18 protein-coding genes are annotated in these 21,777 nt (G+C 45.2%); 12 read left to right on the forward strand and 6 right to left on the reverse strand.

Annotated elements, in window-relative coordinates; translation table 11 throughout:
* The first annotated feature begins 2 nt into the window (after nucleotides 1-2).
* Genes G3W54_RS12895 through G3W54_RS12910 form a run of 4 tightly spaced genes read left to right on the forward strand, consistent with a single transcriptional unit; the run spans nucleotide 3 to nucleotide 4,321 of the window.
* Entirely contained in the window at nucleotides 3-977 is a 975-nt protein-coding gene (locus G3W54_RS12895) for an ABC transporter ATP-binding protein (protein WP_162653426.1), read from the forward strand.
* On the forward strand, nucleotides 974-1,786 hold the full coding sequence (locus tag G3W54_RS12900; RefSeq protein WP_162653427.1) for an ATP-binding cassette domain-containing protein: 813 nt from the start codon (nucleotides 974-976) through the stop codon (nucleotides 1,784-1,786). Before G3W54_RS12895 ends, G3W54_RS12900 begins: the two co-directional genes overlap by 4 nt.
* A complete protein-coding gene (locus G3W54_RS12905; RefSeq protein ID WP_162653428.1) occupies nucleotides 1,786-3,255 on the forward strand; it encodes a M81 family metallopeptidase in 1,470 nt (489 codons plus the stop codon). Before G3W54_RS12900 ends, G3W54_RS12905 begins: the two co-directional genes overlap by 1 nt.
* The gene (locus G3W54_RS12910) at nucleotides 3,245-4,321 is read left to right on the forward strand and encodes a D-TA family PLP-dependent enzyme (protein ID WP_162653429.1); all 1,077 of its coding nucleotides are present in this window, start codon (nucleotides 3,245-3,247) and stop codon (nucleotides 4,319-4,321) included. Before G3W54_RS12905 ends, G3W54_RS12910 begins: the two co-directional genes overlap by 11 nt.
* 40 nt (nucleotides 4,322-4,361) lie before the next feature.
* Here the strand turns inward: G3W54_RS12910 and G3W54_RS12915 are convergent, their stop codons facing one another.
* From G3W54_RS12915 to mtnK, 4 genes are all read right to left on the reverse strand, one after another.
* A complete protein-coding gene (locus G3W54_RS12915) occupies nucleotides 4,362-6,419 on the reverse strand; it encodes a bifunctional aldolase/short-chain dehydrogenase (RefSeq protein ID WP_162653430.1) in 2,058 nt (685 codons plus the stop codon).
* Nucleotides 6,420-6,510: 91 nt separating this feature from the next.
* Complete coding sequence (locus G3W54_RS12920; protein ID WP_162653431.1) at nucleotides 6,511-7,479, reverse strand: sugar-binding transcriptional regulator; 969 nt, start codon at nucleotides 7,477-7,479, stop codon at nucleotides 6,511-6,513.
* A 17-nt stretch (nucleotides 7,480-7,496) separates the two neighbouring features.
* On the reverse strand, nucleotides 7,497-8,609 hold the full coding sequence (gene mtnA / locus G3W54_RS12925) for an S-methyl-5-thioribose-1-phosphate isomerase (RefSeq protein WP_162653432.1): 1,113 nt from the start codon (nucleotides 8,607-8,609) through the stop codon (nucleotides 7,497-7,499).
* Nucleotides 8,606-9,868 carry an S-methyl-5-thioribose kinase gene (mtnK, locus tag G3W54_RS12930; RefSeq protein ID WP_162653433.1) on the reverse strand — a complete coding sequence of 421 codons (1,263 nt, stop codon included), beginning with the start codon at nucleotides 9,866-9,868 and terminating at the stop codon, nucleotides 8,606-8,608. Before mtnK ends, mtnA begins: the two co-directional genes overlap by 4 nt.
* A 118-nt stretch (nucleotides 9,869-9,986) precedes the next feature.
* Here mtnK and G3W54_RS12935 point away from each other — a divergent pair, with 118 nt between their 5' ends.
* The 8 genes from G3W54_RS12935 to htpG all read left to right on the forward strand — a co-directional run bounded on the left by G3W54_RS12935 (nucleotide 9,987) and on the right by htpG (nucleotide 19,184).
* Entirely contained in the window at nucleotides 9,987-11,486 is a 1,500-nt protein-coding gene (locus G3W54_RS12935; RefSeq protein WP_162653434.1) for a sugar ABC transporter ATP-binding protein, read from the forward strand.
* Nucleotides 11,487-11,497: 11 nt separating this feature from the next.
* Nucleotides 11,498-12,514: an ABC transporter permease gene (locus G3W54_RS12940; RefSeq protein ID WP_162653435.1), complete on the forward strand. Its 1,017-nt coding sequence runs from the start codon at nucleotides 11,498-11,500 to the stop codon at nucleotides 12,512-12,514.
* 34 nt (nucleotides 12,515-12,548) lie between these two features.
* Nucleotides 12,549-13,592: a substrate-binding domain-containing protein gene (locus G3W54_RS12945; protein WP_162653436.1), complete on the forward strand. Its 1,044-nt coding sequence runs from the start codon at nucleotides 12,549-12,551 to the stop codon at nucleotides 13,590-13,592.
* A gap of 75 nt (nucleotides 13,593-13,667) precedes the next feature.
* Entirely contained in the window at nucleotides 13,668-14,108 is a 441-nt protein-coding gene (locus G3W54_RS12950; RefSeq protein WP_162653437.1) for an RbsD/FucU domain-containing protein, read from the forward strand.
* Between the two features lie 77 nt (nucleotides 14,109-14,185).
* Entirely contained in the window at nucleotides 14,186-15,112 is a 927-nt protein-coding gene (locus G3W54_RS12955; RefSeq protein ID WP_162653438.1) for a 1-deoxy-D-xylulose-5-phosphate synthase N-terminal domain-containing protein, read from the forward strand.
* A 12-nt stretch (nucleotides 15,113-15,124) separates the two neighbouring features.
* Nucleotides 15,125-16,129: a transketolase C-terminal domain-containing protein gene (locus G3W54_RS12960; RefSeq protein ID WP_162653439.1), complete on the forward strand. Its 1,005-nt coding sequence runs from the start codon at nucleotides 15,125-15,127 to the stop codon at nucleotides 16,127-16,129.
* A complete protein-coding gene (locus G3W54_RS12965; RefSeq protein WP_162653440.1) occupies nucleotides 16,129-17,253 on the forward strand; it encodes a RuBisCO large subunit C-terminal-like domain-containing protein in 1,125 nt (374 codons plus the stop codon). Before G3W54_RS12960 ends, G3W54_RS12965 begins: the two co-directional genes overlap by 1 nt.
* A gap of 65 nt (nucleotides 17,254-17,318) precedes the next feature.
* Nucleotides 17,319-19,184, forward strand: coding sequence for a molecular chaperone HtpG (gene htpG, locus G3W54_RS12970; protein ID WP_162653441.1), 1,866 nt, complete (start codon nucleotides 17,319-17,321; stop codon nucleotides 19,182-19,184).
* 13 nt (nucleotides 19,185-19,197) lie between these two features.
* On the opposite strand, the gene G3W54_RS12975 is transcribed toward htpG, so the two are convergent.
* Both G3W54_RS12975 and betC read right to left on the reverse strand, forming a co-directional pair.
* Nucleotides 19,198-20,142 (reverse strand): formylglycine-generating enzyme family protein, encoded by a 945-nt coding sequence (locus tag G3W54_RS12975; protein ID WP_162653442.1) that lies wholly within the window; start codon nucleotides 20,140-20,142, stop codon nucleotides 19,198-19,200.
* Between the two features lie 72 nt (nucleotides 20,143-20,214).
* Nucleotides 20,215-21,777: a choline-sulfatase gene (gene betC / locus G3W54_RS12980; RefSeq protein ID WP_162653443.1), complete on the reverse strand. Its 1,563-nt coding sequence runs from the start codon at nucleotides 21,775-21,777 to the stop codon at nucleotides 20,215-20,217.

Raw genomic sequence — 21,777 nt, forward strand, 5'->3', positions numbered from 1 at the left:
CCATGACATTATTAGAAGTTAAAAATCTAGAAATTGTGGTTAACACCGGAGGCAAAACACTGCCTGTCGTGCAAGGGGTTTCCTTTCAAGTAAATGAAAAGGAAACCCTCGGGATTGTGGGTGAGAGCGGCTGCGGCAAGAGCCTTACTTCTCTCGCTATCATGGGATTACTAGGTGGAACGACTGTCCAGATTACAGGTGGCGAAATTCATTTCGACGGAATGAATTTGTTAGAACTCTCCGCAAAGGAACGTCGTACAATCATGGGCAATCGTATGGCTATGATTTTTCAAGAACCCATGACAAGCCTAAATCCTGTTTATCGTATCGGTGATCAGATCATAGAGAACCTGACACAACACCAAAAGCTTTCAAAAAAAGCCGCACGTGATCGCGCGATTGAGTTACTTGAATTGGTGCGCATCCCTGATCCATCGGAAAGGATTAGTAGTTTCCCTCACCAAATGTCAGGTGGCCAGCGTCAACGCGTGATGATCGCAATGGCGTTATCTTGCGACCCAAAACTGCTAATCGCGGACGAACCCACGACAGCTCTGGATGTAACCGTACAAAAAGAAGTTCTCGATTTGATGGCGGATCTTCAAAACCGTATGGGTACAGCCGTTGTTCTTATCAGTCATGATCTCGGGGTTATTGCTCAGACTTGCGACAAAGTTGCCGTGATGTATCGCGGAAAAGTGGTAGAGGCCGCGCCAACAACAAGCCTCTTTCAAGAGTTAGCTCATCCTTATACCCGCGGACTATTGAATTCAATTCCTGTGGTTGATCATGATGTCGAATGGGTCGAAGCTATTCCTGGACGGGTGCCAACACTGGATGAAACCCTAACCGGATGCGCTTTTCATCCACGTTGCGCAATGGCAGATGAACTCTGCCTCTCAGAACAACCGCAAGCAACGCAGTACAAAGAGGATCACAACGTTCGATGTCATTTTGCAGGAAGAGAAACATCATGACCAATCCACTGTTACGCGTCGTGAATCTCAAAACCCATTTCCGTACTAAGAGCGCAGGTCTTTTTGGTGAGAAAAAGGCGATTAAAGCCGTTGATGGTGTATCTTTTGAAATTGCACCTGGAGAGGTTTTAAGCCTCGTTGGAGAATCTGGTTGCGGGAAATCAACAGTCGGTCGCACACTAACCCATTTGGAAAAAGCCACATCAGGACAAGCTCTGTTTGAAGGACAAGACTTTCTTTCTCTCTCTCCGGCCAAATTCCGTCCGCTTCGTCGTGAAATTCAGATGATCTTTCAAGATCCATTTGCCTCGCTCAACCCACGCCTCAAAATTGAACAGACTTTAGCTGAACCTCTATTCATTCACGAGATTTGTCAAACATGGGATGAGGCTCGTCAACTCATTGCGGAAATGCTTGAAATAGTTGGCATGGACCGAAAAGTTATGACGCGTCACCCACATGAATTTTCCGGTGGCCAGCGACAACGTATCGGAATTGCCCGCGTCATGATCTTAAAACCAAAACTGGTGATCGCAGACGAAGCGGTATCAGCTTTAGATGTTTCTATTCAAGCGCAAGTTTTAAACCTGATCAAAAAGTTACAACACGACAGTGGCGTGTCGATGCTGTTCATCAGCCACGATCTTGGCGTGGTCCGGCATATTAGTGACCGGGTTGCAGTCATGCTTGAGGGTAAAATTGTCGAAATAGGTGACAAGCAACAAATATTCGAAGCACCACAGCATGAATATACGCGCAAATTATTGCGTTCAATTCCCCGAATTTCAGTCAAAAAAGAGGTTGCCTAATGCTAACTCCCAAGCGCGTATTTGTCGGTTCAATCGCAACTGAAACAAATACATTCTCACCTCTGCGCACAGATCTGAAAGACTTTGAGGAAAGTTTTTATGCACCGCCCGGCCAGCATCCTGACACCCCTACATTATGTAGCGCGGTCTATCCAGCGGCCCGCGCACGTGCAGCAGAATTCAATTGGCAAATCGTCGAAGGCACAGCCTCATGGGCGGAACCAGGTGGAATTGTAAATCAGAACACTTGGGAGTTTCTACGTGATCAACTCCTAACTGAACTGAAAGCAGCCATGCCTGTTGATATCGTTTTATTGGGACTTCATGGCGCAATGGTCTCACAAAACTGCCTTGACTGCGAAGGTGAACTTTTAACCGCCATTCGAGAAATTGTTGGTGCGAATACGATTATTGGCACAACATTTGATCCGCATAGCCATCTTTCAAAACGTCGCACAGACAACGCTAACTTGATCAGCGTATTTAAAGAATTTCCTCATACAGATTTTGTCGAAGTTGCCGAAGAGTTGGTAGAACTCGTACACGATACTTCGCTTGGCAAAATTACACCAGTCATCAGCACGTTTGATTGCAAAATGATTGAGGTTCTTCCAACCAGCCGAGAACCTATGCGCAGTTTTGTAGATAAGATTAAATCACGCGAAGGCCATGATTCTATATTATCTATTTCTGTCATTCACGGGTTTATGGCAGGAGATGTACCAGACCTTGGTTCAAAAATAATCGTTATTACAGATAACGACAAATCTGCTGGCGATAAATTAGCCAAAGAACTTGGTAACGAGCTGTTTGCAATGCGCGGCAAAACACGACCAGAATTTTTGACATCGAAAACTGTCTTTGATCGAGCTGTAGCATGCAGTGCTGCCCCAGTTGTTGTGGCTGATGTTTGGGATAATCCAGGTGGCGGTGTACCTGGCGATTCAACAATTTTGCTAGCAGAGATGATACGCCGCAAAGTTAAAAACGCGGCGTTAGCTACCATCTGGGATCCCATAGCCGTACGCACCTGTTTTTCGGCCGGAGAAGATGCACAATTCAGATTACGCTTTGGAGCAAAGATGTCAGAACATGGAGGCGATCCTCTTGATGCGGATGTCATTGTCAAACGAACTATGCGCAACGCTGTTCAAAGCTTTGGACAAAGTATTGTTCCATTGGGTGATGCTGTATGGATCGAAGTTGAAGGTATTGATGTCATTTTAAACTCAGTGCGCAGTCAGGTGTTCAATCCAGATGTTTTTTCCAATTTTGGAATTGATCCAAAACGTAAGAAACTGTTGGTCGTCAAATCGACGAACCACTTTCAGGATGCGTTTTCGCGCATATCTGATAACATACTCTATGCTGCAGTTGACGGACCATACCCAAATAACCCAGAAACAAACAACTATCAAAACCTAACCCGAGAAATTTGGCCCCGAGTAGAGGCGCCCCATGGCACTTGATATAGACACAATCGACACGCCTGCATTTGTTGTAAATGAAACAACAGCGCTTGCGAACATACAAAAGTTCCAAGCTCATTGTGACACAGTTGGCCTTAGCTTGCGCCCTCACATCAAGACTCATAAGTCGATCCGGTTTGCAAATATTCAGATCGCAGCGGGAGCAATCGGAATTACATGCCAGAAGATTAGCGAGGCCGAGGCAATGCTGTCAGAGGATGTAGATAATGAGATAGACGATATTCTCATCACATATAACATCCTTGGCTCTGCCAAACTAAAACGACTTCGCACACTATCGGATCGTCTTGCAACACTTACAGTCGTTGCCGACAATGCGACTGTTGTGGAAGAACTTTCAGCCACATTTAACGGAGCGCCGCGTAAACTCCGTGTTTTGGTTGAATGTGATACGGGTGCTGGGCGTTGTGGTGTTCAAGCACCAGGCGCAGCAACAGCCTTGGCCAAAACAATTGCTAATTCACCAGGACTAGAATTCGCAGGTCTCATGACCTATCCAGCTGTTAACGGGGCGGACGGCGCAGCGAAATTTTTATGCGAAGCGAAGATTATGCTAGAGGAACAAGGCATCCCCTGCCCGACAGTTTCTTCAGGAGGCTCACCCGACATGTGGGACGCGTCAACAGACGGGGTTCTAACAGAATACCGAATTGGAACATACATATATAATGATCGCTCATTGGTTAGATCAGGCACCTGCACATGGGATGATTGTGCCGGGCATGTGCTAGCAACTGTTGTTAGCACCCCTACACCAGAGCGAGCAATTATTGATGCAGGATCAAAAGTTTTAACCTCAGATTTGTTAGGATTTTCGGACTACGGCCACATCATAGACCATCCAGAAATCCGCATCACAAGTTTGAGCGAAGAGCACGGCATTTTAGACGTTGATCCGAAAAAACCGTTGGTAATAGGGCAGCGGCTCAGAATTGTTCCAAATCACGTGTGTGTGGTTTCAAACATGTTTGATGAAATCTGGCTCGAGACTGAGAATAATAGTCTTATACCTTTGCCAATCAATGCGCGTGGCAAAGTGATCTAACATCCATGCTCTGTGTTTGAGCGTGAAAAATCAAACTACCTTAGCGCAGAATGGCGGCTATATTTCCACCATCCACAGTCGAAACATTTCCTGTGGTTTTTCGTGCAAGCGCTTGAGATAAAAATACTTCCGCCACATCTCGAGCGGTTACTTCCTGCTTGAGCAGGTTCCCACTCATATAATCGTCAATACTCATATTACGCGCTGACGAACGGCTTGCAATCATATCATCATCCAGCAGACCTGATCTAATTCGGTCAGCATTGACAGCATTTGCCCGGACACCAATGGACCCATATTCCAAAGCATATTGACGCGATAAAAACAGCGTTGCAGCTTTTGGTAAACCATAGGCGCCAAAATTCGCACCCGGGTTTATAGCTTGCTTTGAGGTGTTATATAACAAACAACCGCCTGTACTTTGAGCCTTAAAAACATCAATGGCAGCTTGGGAAATATTCTGGTGGCTGAAGAAGTTCAATTCAAAACTTTTACGTAGAATTTCATCATCCAGTTCGCCAATCGCGCCTTCCCAAGCAGCACCCGCATTAGATATGATGATATCCAGTCCACCGTATTTTGTAACTGCTGCGTCAAATGATTGTTTAATACTGGCCCGGTCTGTAACATTGCAAGCTACCCCTAAGTGGCCTGCACCCAGCGAGGCTGCAATTGTTTCTGCCGCATCTAAATTGAGATCAGAAACAACAACTTGTGCACCTTGTTCTGCAAATACCTGACAAGTGGCTGCGCCAATGGCCCCAGCCCCACCAGTCACCATAACGACCTGGCCATCTAAAGCTCGCTTTTTTGCTGACGCCAGTTTCGCCTGTTCCAAAGACCAATATTCAAGCTTGAAAAGTTCAGGCATATCGACGGGTTTAAATTCACCATGAGCCTCAGCAGAGGAAATTGTTTCAACAAATGTTTCACCAACATCTGCCGCAATCTTGGCCTCTTTGTAAGTCTGTCCAATGCCTATCATACCAATACCAGGAATGAAGGCCAATCTTGGCATCGGGTCAAGCATGGTACGCGTAACATCATCCTGCGCATCATTTTTGCTAAAATATTCAGTGTAATCAGCAATAAATGATTTAACTGCTGTTTGAACAGCTGTTTTGAATGCATCAAGATGATCTGCTTCAGGTGCAGGAAAAATTATCGGTTTGTGTTTTATTCGAATGGATAGATCTGGTGTAGGCATACCTCTCGTCGCAAATTTGTCGAGATCAGCAGCATTAGTAAAATTCAGAATTTTATCGTCGGCACGGTGATCACAGACAAACCTTTTGTAATCTCCATCATCTAAAGCATGAGCAACGGCACCTCGAACAATGGGAAGTACATCCTCTAGATTTGCTATATTCTCCGGTAAAGCAGCCTTGGGAAATGATGAAAACTTTCTGTTTTGTTCGACATAATTTTCAGCCTTGGTCACGGCATCAATCATGAGATCATAAGCACTTTTTGCGTCTTCAGCGAACGTAAAGATGCCATGTTTATCCAAAATCAAACCATCCACGTCTGGGTTACTTTCATAAACTTCCGCTGCTTTCTTAGCCAAATCAAAACCCGGCATAATGTACGGAACAAACCCAAATCTTTCGCCAAAGACTTCTCTGGCCAGCTCTTTGGAATTATCTTGGTCTATAATAGCAAGAACACCAGTTGAGTGGGTATGATCTACAAATTTATGTGGAATAAACGCATGTAACAGCGTTTCGACAGAAGGATTAGGGGAACTCGAGTTAATAAGATTTGAACGCTGCAATTCAACCATTGTTTCATCGGATAATGCCGCAAAATTACGCGTACTTAGAAGTGGCTTAAGTTTAACTGCAGGCAAGCCGGCTGGCTCAATAACACCCATATCCCAACCGCTTCCTTTGACACAAAGGACATCCCATGCCTGACCGGTTATGTCCGTTGCAGTTGTTTTGACAGATGTATTGCCACCTCCATGCAGGACCAGCTGCGGTACAAGCCCCAGCAATCTCGTTGTATAAACTCGCAGTGCTAAGTCTTCATTGATACCCTCTTTAGCCAGGTCATCAACAAGTGTTTGAGCTTCACTATCTATCCAATTATTCTGCATATCGTTCTTCCACTATATCAATTATTTCGCACCAAATTTTGGCAATTTATCTGTCGTAAAACATTCATTCTATGTAAGCTGAAACATCCAATTAAACTCTTTCCAGTAGCATCCTTGCAGTATCATCGCATGTTGCAAGATGCGTTGCGTATCCGCCTCTTATTGCCGCCAATATTGGCTCAACACGTGTTTGACCTGATCCCACCAACAACCCCATTTCTTTGCCCTTCATCTGATCCAGGGTTATTCCAATCATGCGATCTTCAACGCTGGTGGGCATATGGTTGCCGTCCTCATCAATAAGACGTCCACAAATAACACCGGTCGCGCCTTGTTTCTTTTGATGTTCCAGTTGCTGCAAATTCATGAGACCTGTTTTCAAAATATGACTGTCTTCACTACAAGTTCCACATGCAAATATTGTTTTATTACAGTTCATAACCGCTGACATTTGCTCCATGATGACAGGCTCAGCCATAAGCCTCTGTGCGAGTTCTTTATCAGACAATAAGAGTGGAACGTGTAAGTTAACGCAGTGAGCACCAAACTGCCGCGCAAGTACCGCTGAACATATCTCTGCTGAGAACCCTTTAGCTGCAGGCCGTGAACCAACTAGCTGGACAACTTCGAGGTCTTCAACGGTTTGGCGTGATGCAGCCTCCGATACCCTGAAAATGGTTTCACCCCAAGCGACACCAAGACGGTCGCCTTTTTCGAGAAGATGAAGCAGCCAATCGGCAGCCATTTTTGCAACACGCTCCTCAGTTGCCTCGCCCGATGATGGTGCAATACTAACTTCTTTTAGTCCAAATGTGTTGGCAACTTTTCGTGCCAGTTCGTGTTCTGTGAAAATACTTGGATCAAGTGAGATACGAATATACCCACGCTTACGTGCCTCCGACAAATAATTGACGACGGATGCGCGCGAGATACCCAGTTTTTTTGCAATCTCATTTTGATTAAGACCTTCATGATAATAACACCACGTCGCATCAAGTATTGCTCTTTCTTGACGGTCTAGCCGGATATCATCTGTCGAGCGCGTTTTACTTTCTGGCAATTCGGAACCTCGATTATCTAATATGCTGTTCGATCTATCTTGCACAATTCGGGAAACATAGCAGCCAAACCGTCTGAAGATGCTGCGCTGATCCCTCTTTCCGTAATTAACCCCGTAACAAGATGGTTTGGCGTGACATCGAAAGCCGGATTTCCACCTGATGTACCGATCGGCGATACTTGAACAACACCAATATCACCTTCTGCCAGAAGGCCTTGTATATGTGTTACTTCTTGTTCGTCGCGTTCTTCAATCGGTATATCTGCAACTCCATCTGAAATTGTCCAATCGATTGTAGGCGAAGGTAAAGTTACGTAAAAAGGAACTTTATTATCCTTGGCTGACAATGCTTTGAGATATGTGCCGATTTTATTGCAAACATCTCCACGGCTCGTTGTCCTATCAGTGCCAACAATCACCATATCCACCAAACCATGCTGCATGAGATGCCCACCAGCATTGTCAACTATATATGTATGTGGAACACCGTGGCTACCAAGTTCCCATGATGTTAGAGCACCTTGATTACGAGGCCGGGTCTCATCTACCCATACATGAATGGGAATCCCTGCATCATGGGCGTGAAACATTGGACTTGTTGCTGTACCCCAATCAACGGTTGCAAGCCAACCTGCATTACAGTGGGTGAGAATATTAACAGGCTCGCCTGGCTTCTTCTTGGCAGCTATCTCACGGATTATAGCTAGTCCGTTCCGGCCAATTTGCGCGTTAATCTCTACATCCTCATCCGCGATAGCATGAGCTAATTGTAATGCAGCCGCGGCACGTTCTTCTTCCGGTAATGGCAGCATCGCCGCCTTGCAACGGTCCAGTGCCCAACGCAAGTTAACAGCGGTTGGGCGCGTTTTATGAAAGTAGGACCACGCAGTTTCGATATGACTATTTGATGAGTTTAGCTTCATGGCACATGCCATTGCATAGGCGGCTGTCGCACCAATCAGAGGCGCTCCACGAACACGCATTTCAACGATGGCAGTTGCAAACTCCTCTATAGTTTGAAGGGTATCTATTCTAAATTCATGCGGCAGCCAGCGCTGGTCAATGATCTCCAGAACATCTTTTTCGGCATTCCACCAAAGCGATCGATAATGCTTGCCGTCTACTTTCATATGTAATCTCCTTCGTTGAACCGCTTTGCCATAGAAGTGAGCGAGGCAACGTCTTTGATAGTCTCAAAATTTAAAATGAGTTCGACACCCATTGCGATATTTCGTGCTTCGAGTGATGCTCTTAGGGACGTATCTTCTATCATCTCAAAGTCTGCATTATGAGCCAGAGATAAAACCCGCCTGTGCATCTCAATGCCACAAAATGAAACGGCATCTCGCATGATGTGATCAAGCACATCGTTACATGCAGCTTCCGACGAATGCCCTTGATCCTCGAAGAGAGATTTAGGATAGAGCATTCCGGTTCGTTCTGTTTTCCATAGATGTTTGAACTCGGCATTAAAATGCTCAAATATTTCCGTAATTGTCGTCAGAATCCAAGTTTGATATTCTGCTAAATCTGCCTCATCGCGATGACCGGGCTGACTAAAATAAGCCATCAGAAAATTGGCTGTCAGCATACCAATATCAAAACCCATTGGGCCATATTGAACAAACTCAGGATCAATAACACGGCTATCATCATCTGTTGACATAATAGATCCGGAGTGAAGGTCGCCATGCAGCATCGTTTCCGTATTGGACGCAAACTTCATCAACATTGCCTGAACACGCGATTTGAGTGCAATATTGTCACGAAGTTTTTTAATAAACCCATCCAGTTCCGGCGTATTTTGGTTCATCTCTGCATCAAAATATGGGTCAGTAAAAACCAAAGCTTCTGTAATGGCGGGGATTTTTACGTTCCCTGCGAAAACACCCACATCAGCTTTCTTATCAATGCTCTTCATCGAAAGTTCCGAGCCGCGAAATGCTGTTTGAGCGCAAAATCTACCCATTGTTTCCGATAGGTTCGCAACTCTTTGACCAGCAATCAACTTTCCTCTTAAAATAATATGCGGCTGAAGGAATTCCATAACAATTAGTGCTTGTTCGCGATTGAAGTAAAAAATCTCTGGTACGGACCCAGGTGCACGTTCTTCCTGTCGCAACAAAGCCTCATGCTCATAATAGGCGCGGTACAGTGGCAGTGGCCAACTGTCCCCCACCAGTCGAACATAGGGAAGTGCCTGTTTAACAATAACAGTACCGCCAGAACCTTCGACTATAAATACAAGATTGAGATTGCCATCACCAACTTCTTTGACGTGCCAATTTTCTACATCAGCCCCTATCCGAGTGACGATCTCCTCGAGAACTCCAAGTCTTGATGGAATAGTGTCAACCGATAGCTCTTCATAATTTTTTGCCATATCCATCTTACCTCCATATCTCTAGAGACATTAAATATAGTCAATTGTCAAGACTATTGACATAAGAAGAAATTCACGTCACGATAGATGAACAAACTCCAACCTGGAGTGTTTGGGAGAGATAATGTCGTCAGCAGTTTTATCAGTGGAAGGTGCGCGCAAGAGCTTCGGAATGAATGAAGTTCTTAAAGGCATTGATCTATCGTTAACGACCGGGACGGTCACTGTATTAATGGGTGCAAACGGCGCTGGTAAATCTACTTTGGTAAAAATAATATGTGGCATTCATTCTTTCGATGCCGGATCAATGAAGCTTGATGGTGTTGACTATGTGCCAGCAGGGGCGGCAGATGCGCTTCTTAAAGGTGTTATTGCCGTTCATCAAAACATTGATGATGGTGTGGTGCCGGATCTTGATGTTGCGACAAACTTGATGCTTGATCAATTGACAAAATCCGGTGCAAGTACATTCGTGCGAGACCGTGAGTTACGCAAACAAGCTGCAAAAATTGCACAGTCAATGGACCTGACAATGGATGTCCGCACTCGGGTAAGCGATTTAAATGTTGCGGACAGGCAGATGATCGCTATTGCGCGGGCCATGGCGAGATCACCAAAAGTTCTAATTCTGGATGAGCCAACCTCGTCTCTTTCTGCATCGGAAGCAAAGCGTCTATTTACACTTATCGATCGTCTACGTGATCAAGGTGTAGCTATTTTATATATCTCGCACCGCATGTCGGATATAAGGCGCATAGCCGACCGCATTGTTTCCATGCGTGATGGACAAGTTTCGGGCATATTTGAAAGTGACAACCTTGATTATGAGGGAGCTGTCACAGCAATGCTCGGCCACAAAATGACGGAAGTAGATATCACTCCAAATGTGGTCGATGCACCGATTTTGGAACTTAAGAACATCTCTCTCAAACCAAACTGGCCAGCATTTAATATGACCGCGAACAAGGGCGAGGTGATTGCCGTAACTGGCTTGCTTGGCAGTGGTAAAAGTCAACTGGCAGATATTATTTTTGGCTTGAAGAAACCGGCCGGTGGCACAATGCAACTTGACGGCAAAGCTTATGAGCCGACTAGTGCATCTGCAGCCATTGGCGCAGGTGTTTTCATGTCACCAAAAGACCGCGGCAATAATGGCGTCGTCAGAGCTTTTAATATTGCAGATAATATGAGCCTGCCATTTTTGCGGGCTTTTAGTAAACTTTCCCTCATTCGAAATCGTCAACAACGTAATGCCACGACGGATATGATCAATCAGATCGGCATTGTTTGTCAGTCTGACGAAGACCTGATCGGAACACTTTCTGGCGGCAACCAACAAAAAGTCATGATCGGGCGCTGGTTACTCAAACCCTGTCAGGTTTTATTATTAGATGAACCCTTTCAGGGCGTTGACATAGGCGCAAGACGAGACATTGGACAACATATTCGCGACACAGCAAGTGATCGGACAACCATTGTTTTTGTAGCCGAAATAGACGAGGCAATTGAAATTGCTGACAGAATAGTCGTGTTAAACGAAGGTTCTCTGGTTGGCGAACATAATAATCAAAACTTAAACCTGGGTGCATTGATTGCGCAAATTACAGGCGAAAAAGCGGCATGAGGAACAACTAAATGCGCAATGAAAGATTGCAAAAAATTGCCATAAGATATGGCTTCATTGTTTTATTGATAGGGCTTTCAGTGTATTTCAGTGTAGCCGCATCAGGGTTTTTCAGTGCGCGTTCTGCTGTTTTTGTTTTCCAATCAGTCGCCATTACTGGCATTCTTGCTTTGGGTGTGACTTGCACTCTTGTTGTAGACGGGTTTGATTTATCCATCGGCTCTGTGGCCACATCAGCATTGATGCTGTCGGCCTACACAATGGTCATTCTTGAACAACCAGCATATGTTGCTGTAATCCTTTGTCTTGCGATGGGCGCTTTGGTGGGTTTGATCAACGGCTTGCTAATAGTGAAGATGAAAGTACCTGATCTGCTGGCTACTTTGGGGATGATGTTCCTACTCATTGGTTTGCAGCGAATTCCAACACAAGGCAATTCAATTGCAACCGGAATGAACCTTGGTGATGGTAATGTTGCAGAAGGTACATTTTCGCAAGCGTTTCTTTGGTTAGGTAGACACCGTTTTGATTTCTTCTTGGAACGTTTGGTTCCTGTTCCTGTTGTTATCTTCATATTGGTCGCAATCGGGATATGGATCTTTCTAGAATTCACGCGTCATGGACGCTTGATGTATGCGATTGGGTCCAACCAACGTGCAGCAGAGCTTGTCGGTGCAAATGTAGAGCACTACAAAATTGCTGCCTATATGATCTCCGGCGTCACAGCCTCTATTGGCGGAATATTATTGGCGGCGCGCCTTGGTCGTGGTGACATAGCATCGGGCAATAATCTACTACTTGATAGTGTTGCTGCTGGCCTCATCGGTTTTGCTGTTCTAGGTGCGGCCAGGCCAAATGCTTTTGGAACTGCAATCGGTGCATTATTTGTCGGAATTCTTCTTCAAGGAATGACCATGATGAATGCGCCTTATTACACACAGGACTTTGTTAAAGGCGCAGTTCTTGTTTGCGCACTTGTTTTCACATTTTACCTATCGTCACGACATATGGCGGGACGAAAAATCTAAATGAAACTCAGATAAACCCATGGGAGGATTTACAATGCTGAGAAGACAATTCATGAAACTGGTTGGTGCAGGTGCATCAATACTTGCGCTTAGTGGTCCAGCTTTTGCAGCTGATATGCCAGCTCCATTCGACAAGCCGGGCGACGTGAAAATTGCTCTGGTGCGCTATCTGTCAACGGGTGATTTTTTCCAATCTTATCTGTCAGGTGTAGAAAATCAGGCAGCAGCGCTTGGGGTTGATTTACGTGTTTTCGATAGCCGTCAAGATGCTGCGCTTCAAGCCGATATGGTTGATCAAGCAATTGCGCTTGGGGTTAACGGCATCATCATCCAACATGGTCTCACCGAGTCCATGAAAGAGGCTGCGCAACGTGCTGTTGACGCCGACATTAAAGTCGTTGCTTTTGATGTGAATGTTGAAAATGAAGCTATTCCACAGATTGAACAGTCAGACTACCAACTTGGAAAACTCGCACTCGATCAGGCAGTAAAGGATAATGGCAACGATTTTACAGCTGGCTATGTTTATGTTGCTGGGATTGCACCACTTGATCGCCGCGATGTTGCTTGGCAGGACATTAAGAAGGCTAACCCTGACATCACAGAAGCAGCAATGTTTGGAACTTTGGATAATCCAATTGCAAACTCTGTAGCAAACCAGGCGCGTTCTGTTTTGCAAGCGAACCCAAACATAAACGTCGTGTTTGCGCCTTATGATGAATTTGCAAAAGGTGTGAAGATTGCAGTTGATGAAGCTGGCTTAACCGATGATATCGATATTTATTCTGCCGATGTTTCAACAGCTGATATTTCTGCGATGCGGGAACCGGGTTCAGCTTGGGTTGCAACTGTTGCAACAAACCCGTCTGTGGTTGGTGAAGTGAGCGTACGAACACTTGCATTAATGCTTTCCGGTAATAACCCAGGTGCATCCGTTGTCGTGCCGCCAACACTCATTACACAAAGTTTCCTTAATGAAAACGATATCAAAAACATGGATGATTTGGGCAAGAAAATGCCTCAATTCCAACATGCAGATGTATCGACAGCCGATTGGCTTCCACTACCAAAACGCTGAGTGGAAACCAGAAATAAATATGAAAATCCTAAGGCCATATTGGCCTTAGGGTACAGTCACCTTCGGAAATAAAACATGCTGATAAACATCGATAAACGTATATCACCACAACTGCTATTCATATTAGCGCAGATGGGCCATGGAGATGAAATAGCTGTTGTTGATGCTAACTTTCCAGCAGTTTCAACTGCTGCCCATTGCATTACCAAAGAGCCGATAGACATGATGGGTGTTGATGCGCCCAAATGCATCGAACTCATCACCAAACTTATGCCGCTTGATACATTCACAGAGTTTGGAATATTGCGGATGGAAATTGATGGTGCGCCAAACGAGTTGGGCGACGTACATAAAGATGTTGTAACAGTATTGGATCATGTCTCTGGCGATGCGGGACAGGGATCAATTGAACGACAAATTTTCTACAAGAGATCAAAGGCTGCATTTGCTGTTGTACAAGTTAGTGAAATTCGGCCTTTTGGATGCTTTTTATTACGCAAAGGCGTGATTTTTTAATTTTAGCAGGACTCAAATTTAGAGATAAATGGATGGTGATCAGCAGTTAGTTACTCTGGTCGTAAGAGGATTACGCAATGCAGAACAGCAAAAGCACTGAAGAAATTGCCTTTGGTATACGTCGCCGTGTATTTGAGCACTCCATACATAATAATGGCGGTTATCTTTCACAAGCGTGTTCGGCGGCAGAACAACTCGCTTGGCTCTACAATGAAGAACTTAATTTGGGTGAACCGACATTACCGATGATCCCAAAACCATTCGGCGGCGTACCGTCTGCTGAGAACACGGGCTATCATACTGGTGCTGGCTACAACGGACCATTTGAACCTGACTTGGATCGATTGTTCATAGCCCCTGCACATTATGCACTTGTAGCTTATGCCACATTAATTGAAACAGGTCGCATGGCGCCTGAAGGCCTTGATATGTTTAATAAAGATGGCTCCTCCGTTGAAATGATCGGAGCTGAACATTCACCGGGCATGGAAGTGCATAATGGAACGCTCGGTATCGGCCTATCCACCGCAGCAGGTCTAGCCTGGGGTCGTAAGAAGCGTGGTGAGAAGGGGAAAGTATGGGTTTACATGTCCGACGGCGAGGTACAAGAAGGGCAAACATGGGAAGCCATTCAGGCTTGTGCGCATCATAAGATTGATAATGTCAAAGCCATCATGGACGTCAACCGTCAGCAATGCGATGGCGCCATGGGTTCGGTCATGGAAGTGGGAGATATTGGCCGAAAGATGGAAGAATTCGGCGCAAAAGTTGTTTGGGTCGATGCACATAATCTTGATGAAATCCGAGACGCTGCCAAAACACCACATCGTGGCAAACCTCTTATCATCTTGGCAAATTCAAGCCCCTTTAGAGGAATGCCAAGCCTTCAGCTCCGCTTCCCCAGATTACATTATGTACGCTTCAAATCAGAACAAGAGCGAGCTGAGATGAACAGAGATATAGCCAAATCATTGGGCATTGATCCAATCGATTACAAACATTAGGGGAGAAAGATTATGGTAGAAATGGTTGCTCGCCCTTATGAAGGCGCGTTTGAAAAATATGCATTGGCTAACCCAGACGTTTTGTGCCTCTCCGCAGACCTGACATCATCATGTGAGATTGATAAATTCCGCGACAAACACCCCGAACGGTTTCTCTCACTCGGGATGGCTGAACAAAACATGCTTAGCTTTGCTGGCGGGCTTGGACTAGCTGGTTATCGCCCGTTTATACACACTTTTGGCGTTTTTCTGTATCGCCGCCCTTATGATCAACTTATGGCATCCATTGCATATCCACGTCGCAAAGTGCGTCTAATGGGTTTCCTTCCTGGTATCACAACACCCGGTGGCATGACCCATCAAGCCATTGAGGATATCTCGGTCATGCGGTCCATTCCCAACATGACAATTTTGGAAACTGGAGATGCAACGGAAGTCGAGAGTATTTGCGAAGCCGCAGATAGTATTGATGGCCCTGTCTATTGCAGAGTGTTACGTGGCAATGTCCCGCGTTTATTTGATACACCTATAGAAGTTGGCAAGATGCGCGAATTATCAATGGGTGATGATATCCTCATTGTTACATCCGGTATAACAACAGAGGAAGCGCTCCGCGCAAGATCTGCGTTGGAGAGTGCGGGAGTTTCAGTTAGACATCTACACCTTAATACAATCAAACCATTTGACGACCAAGCCATGCTAGATCATATCCATTCAGTAAAAGGTGGCGTAATCACACTTGAGAACCACGTCACTGAAGGAGGCATAGGTTCGCTTATTGCAGAGATAATTGCAGATAATGGTGTGGGCAAAAAGCTTGTACGCCTTGGCCTTAAAGACACGTACGCTCACGGAGGATCACGGCCTTACTTGATGAACTATTACGGTCTTGATGCCATTGCCCTCGTAAAAGGTGTCGAAAAACTAACAGGTGAACAACTAGGTATATCAGAGCAAGATTTGGCAACCACACGTATTGAGGCTGTCCATTCAACCGTTAAGGCGGAGGGTCTGTGATGCAGCGCTTTGAAATTACGTACCGCCTTTTTGCGGGTTCGGATGATGATGCACTCGAATTTGCAAATGCTATTGCGTTGGAAAACACCGTTGAAATCCCGCGCGATGTGGTGCCCAAAGGATATATAGAAGATGTGGTTCTTGGTCGCGTTCAAAAAATTGAACCAGAAACTGTGCAAACATGGCAAGCCACAATTGGGTATCATATTGATGCAGCGGGTGAAGAACTGCCGCAATTGCTCAATGTAATTTTCGGAAACGCCTCGATCTTAAAAGGCGTTAAAGTCATCAAGATGTCTTTTAATGATGACGTCAGGTCACTTTTCCCCGGTGCTCGGTTTGGGTCAGAAGGTGTCAGGAACCTAACTGGGAAGTCATCAGGCGGATTTATCTGCCCGGTCATTAAACCTCAAGGCTCAAGCATCGAAGAACTAGCTGAACTTTGTTATCAAACAGCCCTCGCTGGTGCGGATATTGTTAAAGAGGACCATGGCCTTTCTAATCAAACCAATGCTCCATTTAAAGAACGAGTTCCAAAGTGTGCAGAAGCAGTTGCCAAAGCAAATGCGATAAGAAAAGCAAATGGTGACGATAGCCAGGCAATCTATCTACCCAACATTGGCGGACATGGTGATCAAGTCGAAGAACTTGCCTTTTTTGCAAAGGCTCACGGAGCAACTGGTTTATTACTCATTCCCGGGTTGTTCGGTTTTGATGCCATGCAACGCCTCGCAAGAAATGAGAATTTTGGACTACCAGTTATGGCACATCCTTCTTTCACAGGCCCCTATGTTTTATCAGAAAATACTGGTTACTCGCATGGATGTTTCTTTGGTGATCTTATGCGCCTTTCAGGCGCCGACATCAGCGTATTTCCAAACTATGGCGGGCGTTTTGGTTTCAGCAAAAACGAGTGTATGGAAATAGTAGATGCTTGTAATGCGGACACTGGAATTGGCAACAAAATTCTACCAAGTCCCGGCGGTGGTATGAGCCTTGAACGACTACCGGAAATGCATGATATCTATGGAGATGATTGTGTTTATCTTGTCGGAGGCTCGCTGTTACGCTTCCGAGATAAAATCAAAGTCGCAATCGAACAAATGAGAACAGCACTTGCATAAGATTGGTTAGGCTCTTACATAACCGCAGTCACATTGATTTTGTAAACTACGGGGACATATGTAAGATGACGGACACTCAAACTAAAGAAACTTTTTCATTTCAAACAGAAGTTGGCCAACTTCTTGATATTGTTGCGGGCTCTCTTTATTCGAACCGAGAAATATTCTTACGTGAGTTGGTTTCCAATGCATCTGACGCATGTGACAAACTTCGCTATGAAGCACTTACAAATTCAGAACTATCTGGTGGCGATCAAGAATTCAAAATTATCATAGCTGCTGATACGAAAGCTAAAACACTCTCTGTTTCTGACAATGGAATTGGTTTAAACCATGATGATCTTTTAGAGACATTGGGAACAATTGCGCGATCAGGGACAAGCAATTTTCTCAATTCGCTTAAAAACGATCAAAAAGCAGACGTCGGTTTGATTGGCCAGTTTGGTGTCGGTTTCTACTCTGCATTTATGGTTGCAGATCGTGTCGATGTCATCACACGCAAAGCAGGTGAAGAGCAAGCTTGGCTTTGGTCATCTGATGGCAAGGGTGAATTTACAATTGAACCCTCCACTCGAGACACAAACGGAACCGACGTTATCTTGCAACTTAAAAAAGATGCAAAAGAGTTTCTCGAAGATGCACGTGTTCGCCACATCATCAAAACCTATTCCGACCATATAAGCTTCCCTGTCCTACTCGGCGATGATGCATTAAATGAAGCCTCAGCTATTTGGACACGCCCCGCCAAAGACATTACTGAAGAACAACATACAGAGTTTTATCGCCATACTGCTCATGCCTTCGACCAGCCATGGATGACTATTCACAATCGCGTTGAAGGTCTTTTGAGCTACACAAACCTTTTATATATCCCATCATCTCCTCCGTTTGATCTTTATGAACCTGAACGCAAGTCTCATGTCAAACTATTCGTAAATCGTGTTTTCATCACCGATGATACCAAGGGTCTGTTGCCAACTTACTTGCGTTTTTTACGTGGTGTTGTCGATTCAGAAGATTTATCGCTCAACGTTTCAAGAGAAATGCTTCAAACCGATCCTAAACTTGCAAAGCTAAAAACTGGCCTTACAAAACGTGTAATTGGTGAGTTGAAAAAGAAAGCTAATAAAGCAGCGGACGAATATGCTGTTTTTTGGAACAATTTCGGAGCTGTCCTCAAGGAGGGGCTGGTTGAAGACCCAAGCCTAAGAGAAAAATTGCTCGAAGTTTGCCGTTTTAAGTCAACAAAAGGCGATGAACTTATTAGCCTCTCTGATTATGTCGAGCGGGTCAAAGATGGTCAGGATGCGATATTCTATATTGCTGGTGATGACGCAACCAAAATTGCGAACTCACCACATCTTGAGGGTTTTAAAGCCAAAGGGATTGAAGTTTTGCTTCTTTCGGACTCCGTCGATGAGTTCTGGCTGCAGCACGTCACCGAATTTGACGGTAAGGTGTTTAAATCTGTTACCCGCGGTGCGGCTGATTTAGATAAATTCGATGCCGATGATAACAAAAATGACAAGGATGCAGAGGCGCAAACCCCTGGTGTTGAAAAACTAATTGAAACAATTAAATCCGAACTCGGTGAACTCGTCAAAGATGTACGTCCATCCAAACGTTTAACCGATAGTCCTGTTTGTTTGATTGCAGATGAAGGTGACATGGATGTAAACTTGGAACGTTTATTAAAGCAGCATGGGCAGTTACAGCAAGGATCACTTCGTGTGCTTGAACTTAATCCAAACCATGCAATCGTAAAAAAACTATCAGATCGAGCGGGCAAAGATGATGCTTCATCTGATGATTTATTGAAAGATGCGGCTCATCTCCTGCTTGATCAAGCTCGAATTGCGGATGGTGAAGTTCCGGCAGATCCCGTTGAATTCGGACGTCGCCTTTCATCAATCATGTCGAATGCGCTTTAGCAACTTTGCTAAATTACGCATTATAAACAAGGCGAAACCCTAGGTGGGAAGTCGAAGTATCGGCTGAGGTGTTATTGCGTGCGGGGATGCGGTAGCGATAACAATAGCTACGGTGGCACAGAAATGAGCCACCTTTGCTGAGCTTAAATCCCACCTTACCGGCATGGGCGGCAATTGCCGCCTTTTTGAGCGATCGCACTTTAAACACTTCGGATGTAAATTCCCACACATTGCCGATCATATTGTAAAGGCCATAACCATTGGGTTCAAACGAACGACAGGGTGCTGTGCCAATATAACCGTCCAGACCTAAATCACGTTGGGGGAATTGCCCCTGCCAAATGTTGCAGGGCTGAAAATCAACATCATTAGGCTCATCCTCGCCCCATGGAAAATTCACATCGCCCAGACCGCCACGTGCTGCATGTTCCCATTCTAATTCGGTTGGTAATCGCCCACCTGCCCAAGCGGCAAAAGCCGTAGCATCATTCCACGAGATGTGAACTACAGGATGATCATCCTGCAATTGATCCAAAGTGTTTGGCCCATATATATTGCGCCAGCTTGCACCCGGGATCACACGCCACCAAGGTGCGTCGGCAACAGCGCGACTGGGTGGCGTTCCTTTTGGCAACAAGCCTTGAAAAACGAGGGAATCTCCCAATTTTTCAGCCTCAGTGATGTACCCCGTTTCCGCTACAAAAGCCCTAAATCGAGCATTCGTGACAGATGTTGCATCCATTCGAAAGGCTTTGATTTTTCTATGACGGAGAGGCCCCTCACCGTCGTTTTGAAAATATGGCCGATTGGTTCCTAGAAGAGTTATGCCGCCAGGAATATCAACAATATCATTCGCACAATTTGCTTCGCCTTGCTGCGCTTTTTTTAAAGTCGAATGCCTTACATCAGCACTCGTATTTGACCCACTCTGTCGGCTTGGTATGCAGCAGGATTTCATGGATTAAATAAGCTCCGTAGCGAAAAAATTCTTATCTACATAATGACAACAAGAACAGTTTTGGTGCAACACCTATTTCTTTGTATGCCTTGGGTACTGCGGAGGCGTGACCGCAACATAGGGAAAGCGTCCGCGTTGCTTTGTGGCTGTCGTGCTCGGGTCATTCCCGCCGCGCACATAAACCTTGGACGGATCATAATCCGGACCAAAATCCCATGATGGGAAACGTCCATGCTTCATCGCATTCTGCACGAAAATGCGTTTACGTTGCGACGCTCTTATACGTTCATCCAACTCATCCTCATCCCAGCGCTGCATCATTTGAGCAAACATTGCTTCCAGATCATCCTGATAAGCTGGATCATCTGCCAAATTGGTCAACTCATACGGATCTTTATCAAGATCAAATAGCATCTTTGGATCTGTACGACTATGGACAAGTTTAAGATTACCCTTAATCATAATAAACGCTGGGGCATAGAGACCCTCGCCATTGAACTCGATGAAAACCTTATCCTCATCGCTGCCGCTTTCAGGTAAATTTAACAGGCTGCGACCATCATAAGGTGCTGCGTAGTCATCAAATTTCCCCTCGCTTGCGATATCTGTAAATGTCGGAAGTAAGTCAACCAACGATGCAAGCGCTTCCTCCTTGTGCCCAGCTTTCATTTTCGGACCTTGTGCGATCATAGGTACTCGAATTGATGCCTCATAGGGATTGAATTTATACCACATCCCCCGTTCGCCCAGCATCTCGCCATGATCTGATGTAATGAAAATATATGTGTTGTCCAACTCACCAATGCTTTTTAATGTTTCCATCAATCCACCAATCAGCTCGTCTAAATGTGTGACCATGGCGAAGTAACCGCGGCGCGCATTATAAAGTTGCTCAGGCGTGATATCAAACTCATCCTGCCTGATTGTCATGTAATAGCGTTGTGACCAAGGGTCTCGATCCTCATATGGAATATGAGTCACTTTCGGTTCGGGTATATCCACCCCCTCATACATATCCCAATATTTTTTGCCTGCAACAAATGGGTTGTGTGGCTGGGTGAATGAAACATGCAACATGAAAGGTCGATCATCAGTCGAGCGAGCATGGTTATACATTTCTTGCTTGGCTGCGCTGAACACTTCCTCGTCGAAATCTATTTGTAAATTCCGTTCGCAATGCCCCGCTTCGACAACACTCAAAAGGCTCATCACGGATGGAGCATAAGGCTCATCCGTTTGATTCCAATCTGCAGTCCATGCGAAATCAGAGGGGTATATATCTGTTGTTACGCGTTCCTCAAATCCATGCAATTGATCAGGGCCAACAAAATGCATTTTGCCCGCAAGCGTGGTTTTGTATCCTAAACTTCTCAGGTAATGGGCAAACGTTGGTTCGGATGGCAAAAACTCAGCGCCATTATCAAACACACCAACATCGGACGGCAGTCGACCTGTCATCATTGACGCACGAGATGGTCCACACACCGGATTATTGCAATAGCTATTGGTAAAGGTCGTGCCGTTCTCGGCAATCCGATCAATATTTGGGGTAATGGCGTATGGTTTGCCATAAGAGGACAGACAAAGTGCGGTCATTTGATCGGCTTGAATCACAAGAATATTGGGGCGAGACAT

Origin of the sequence: Lentilitoribacter sp. Alg239-R112 (assembly GCF_900537175.1) — a bacterium.
Taxonomy (GTDB): Bacteria; Pseudomonadota; Alphaproteobacteria; order Rhizobiales; family Rhizobiaceae; genus Lentilitoribacter.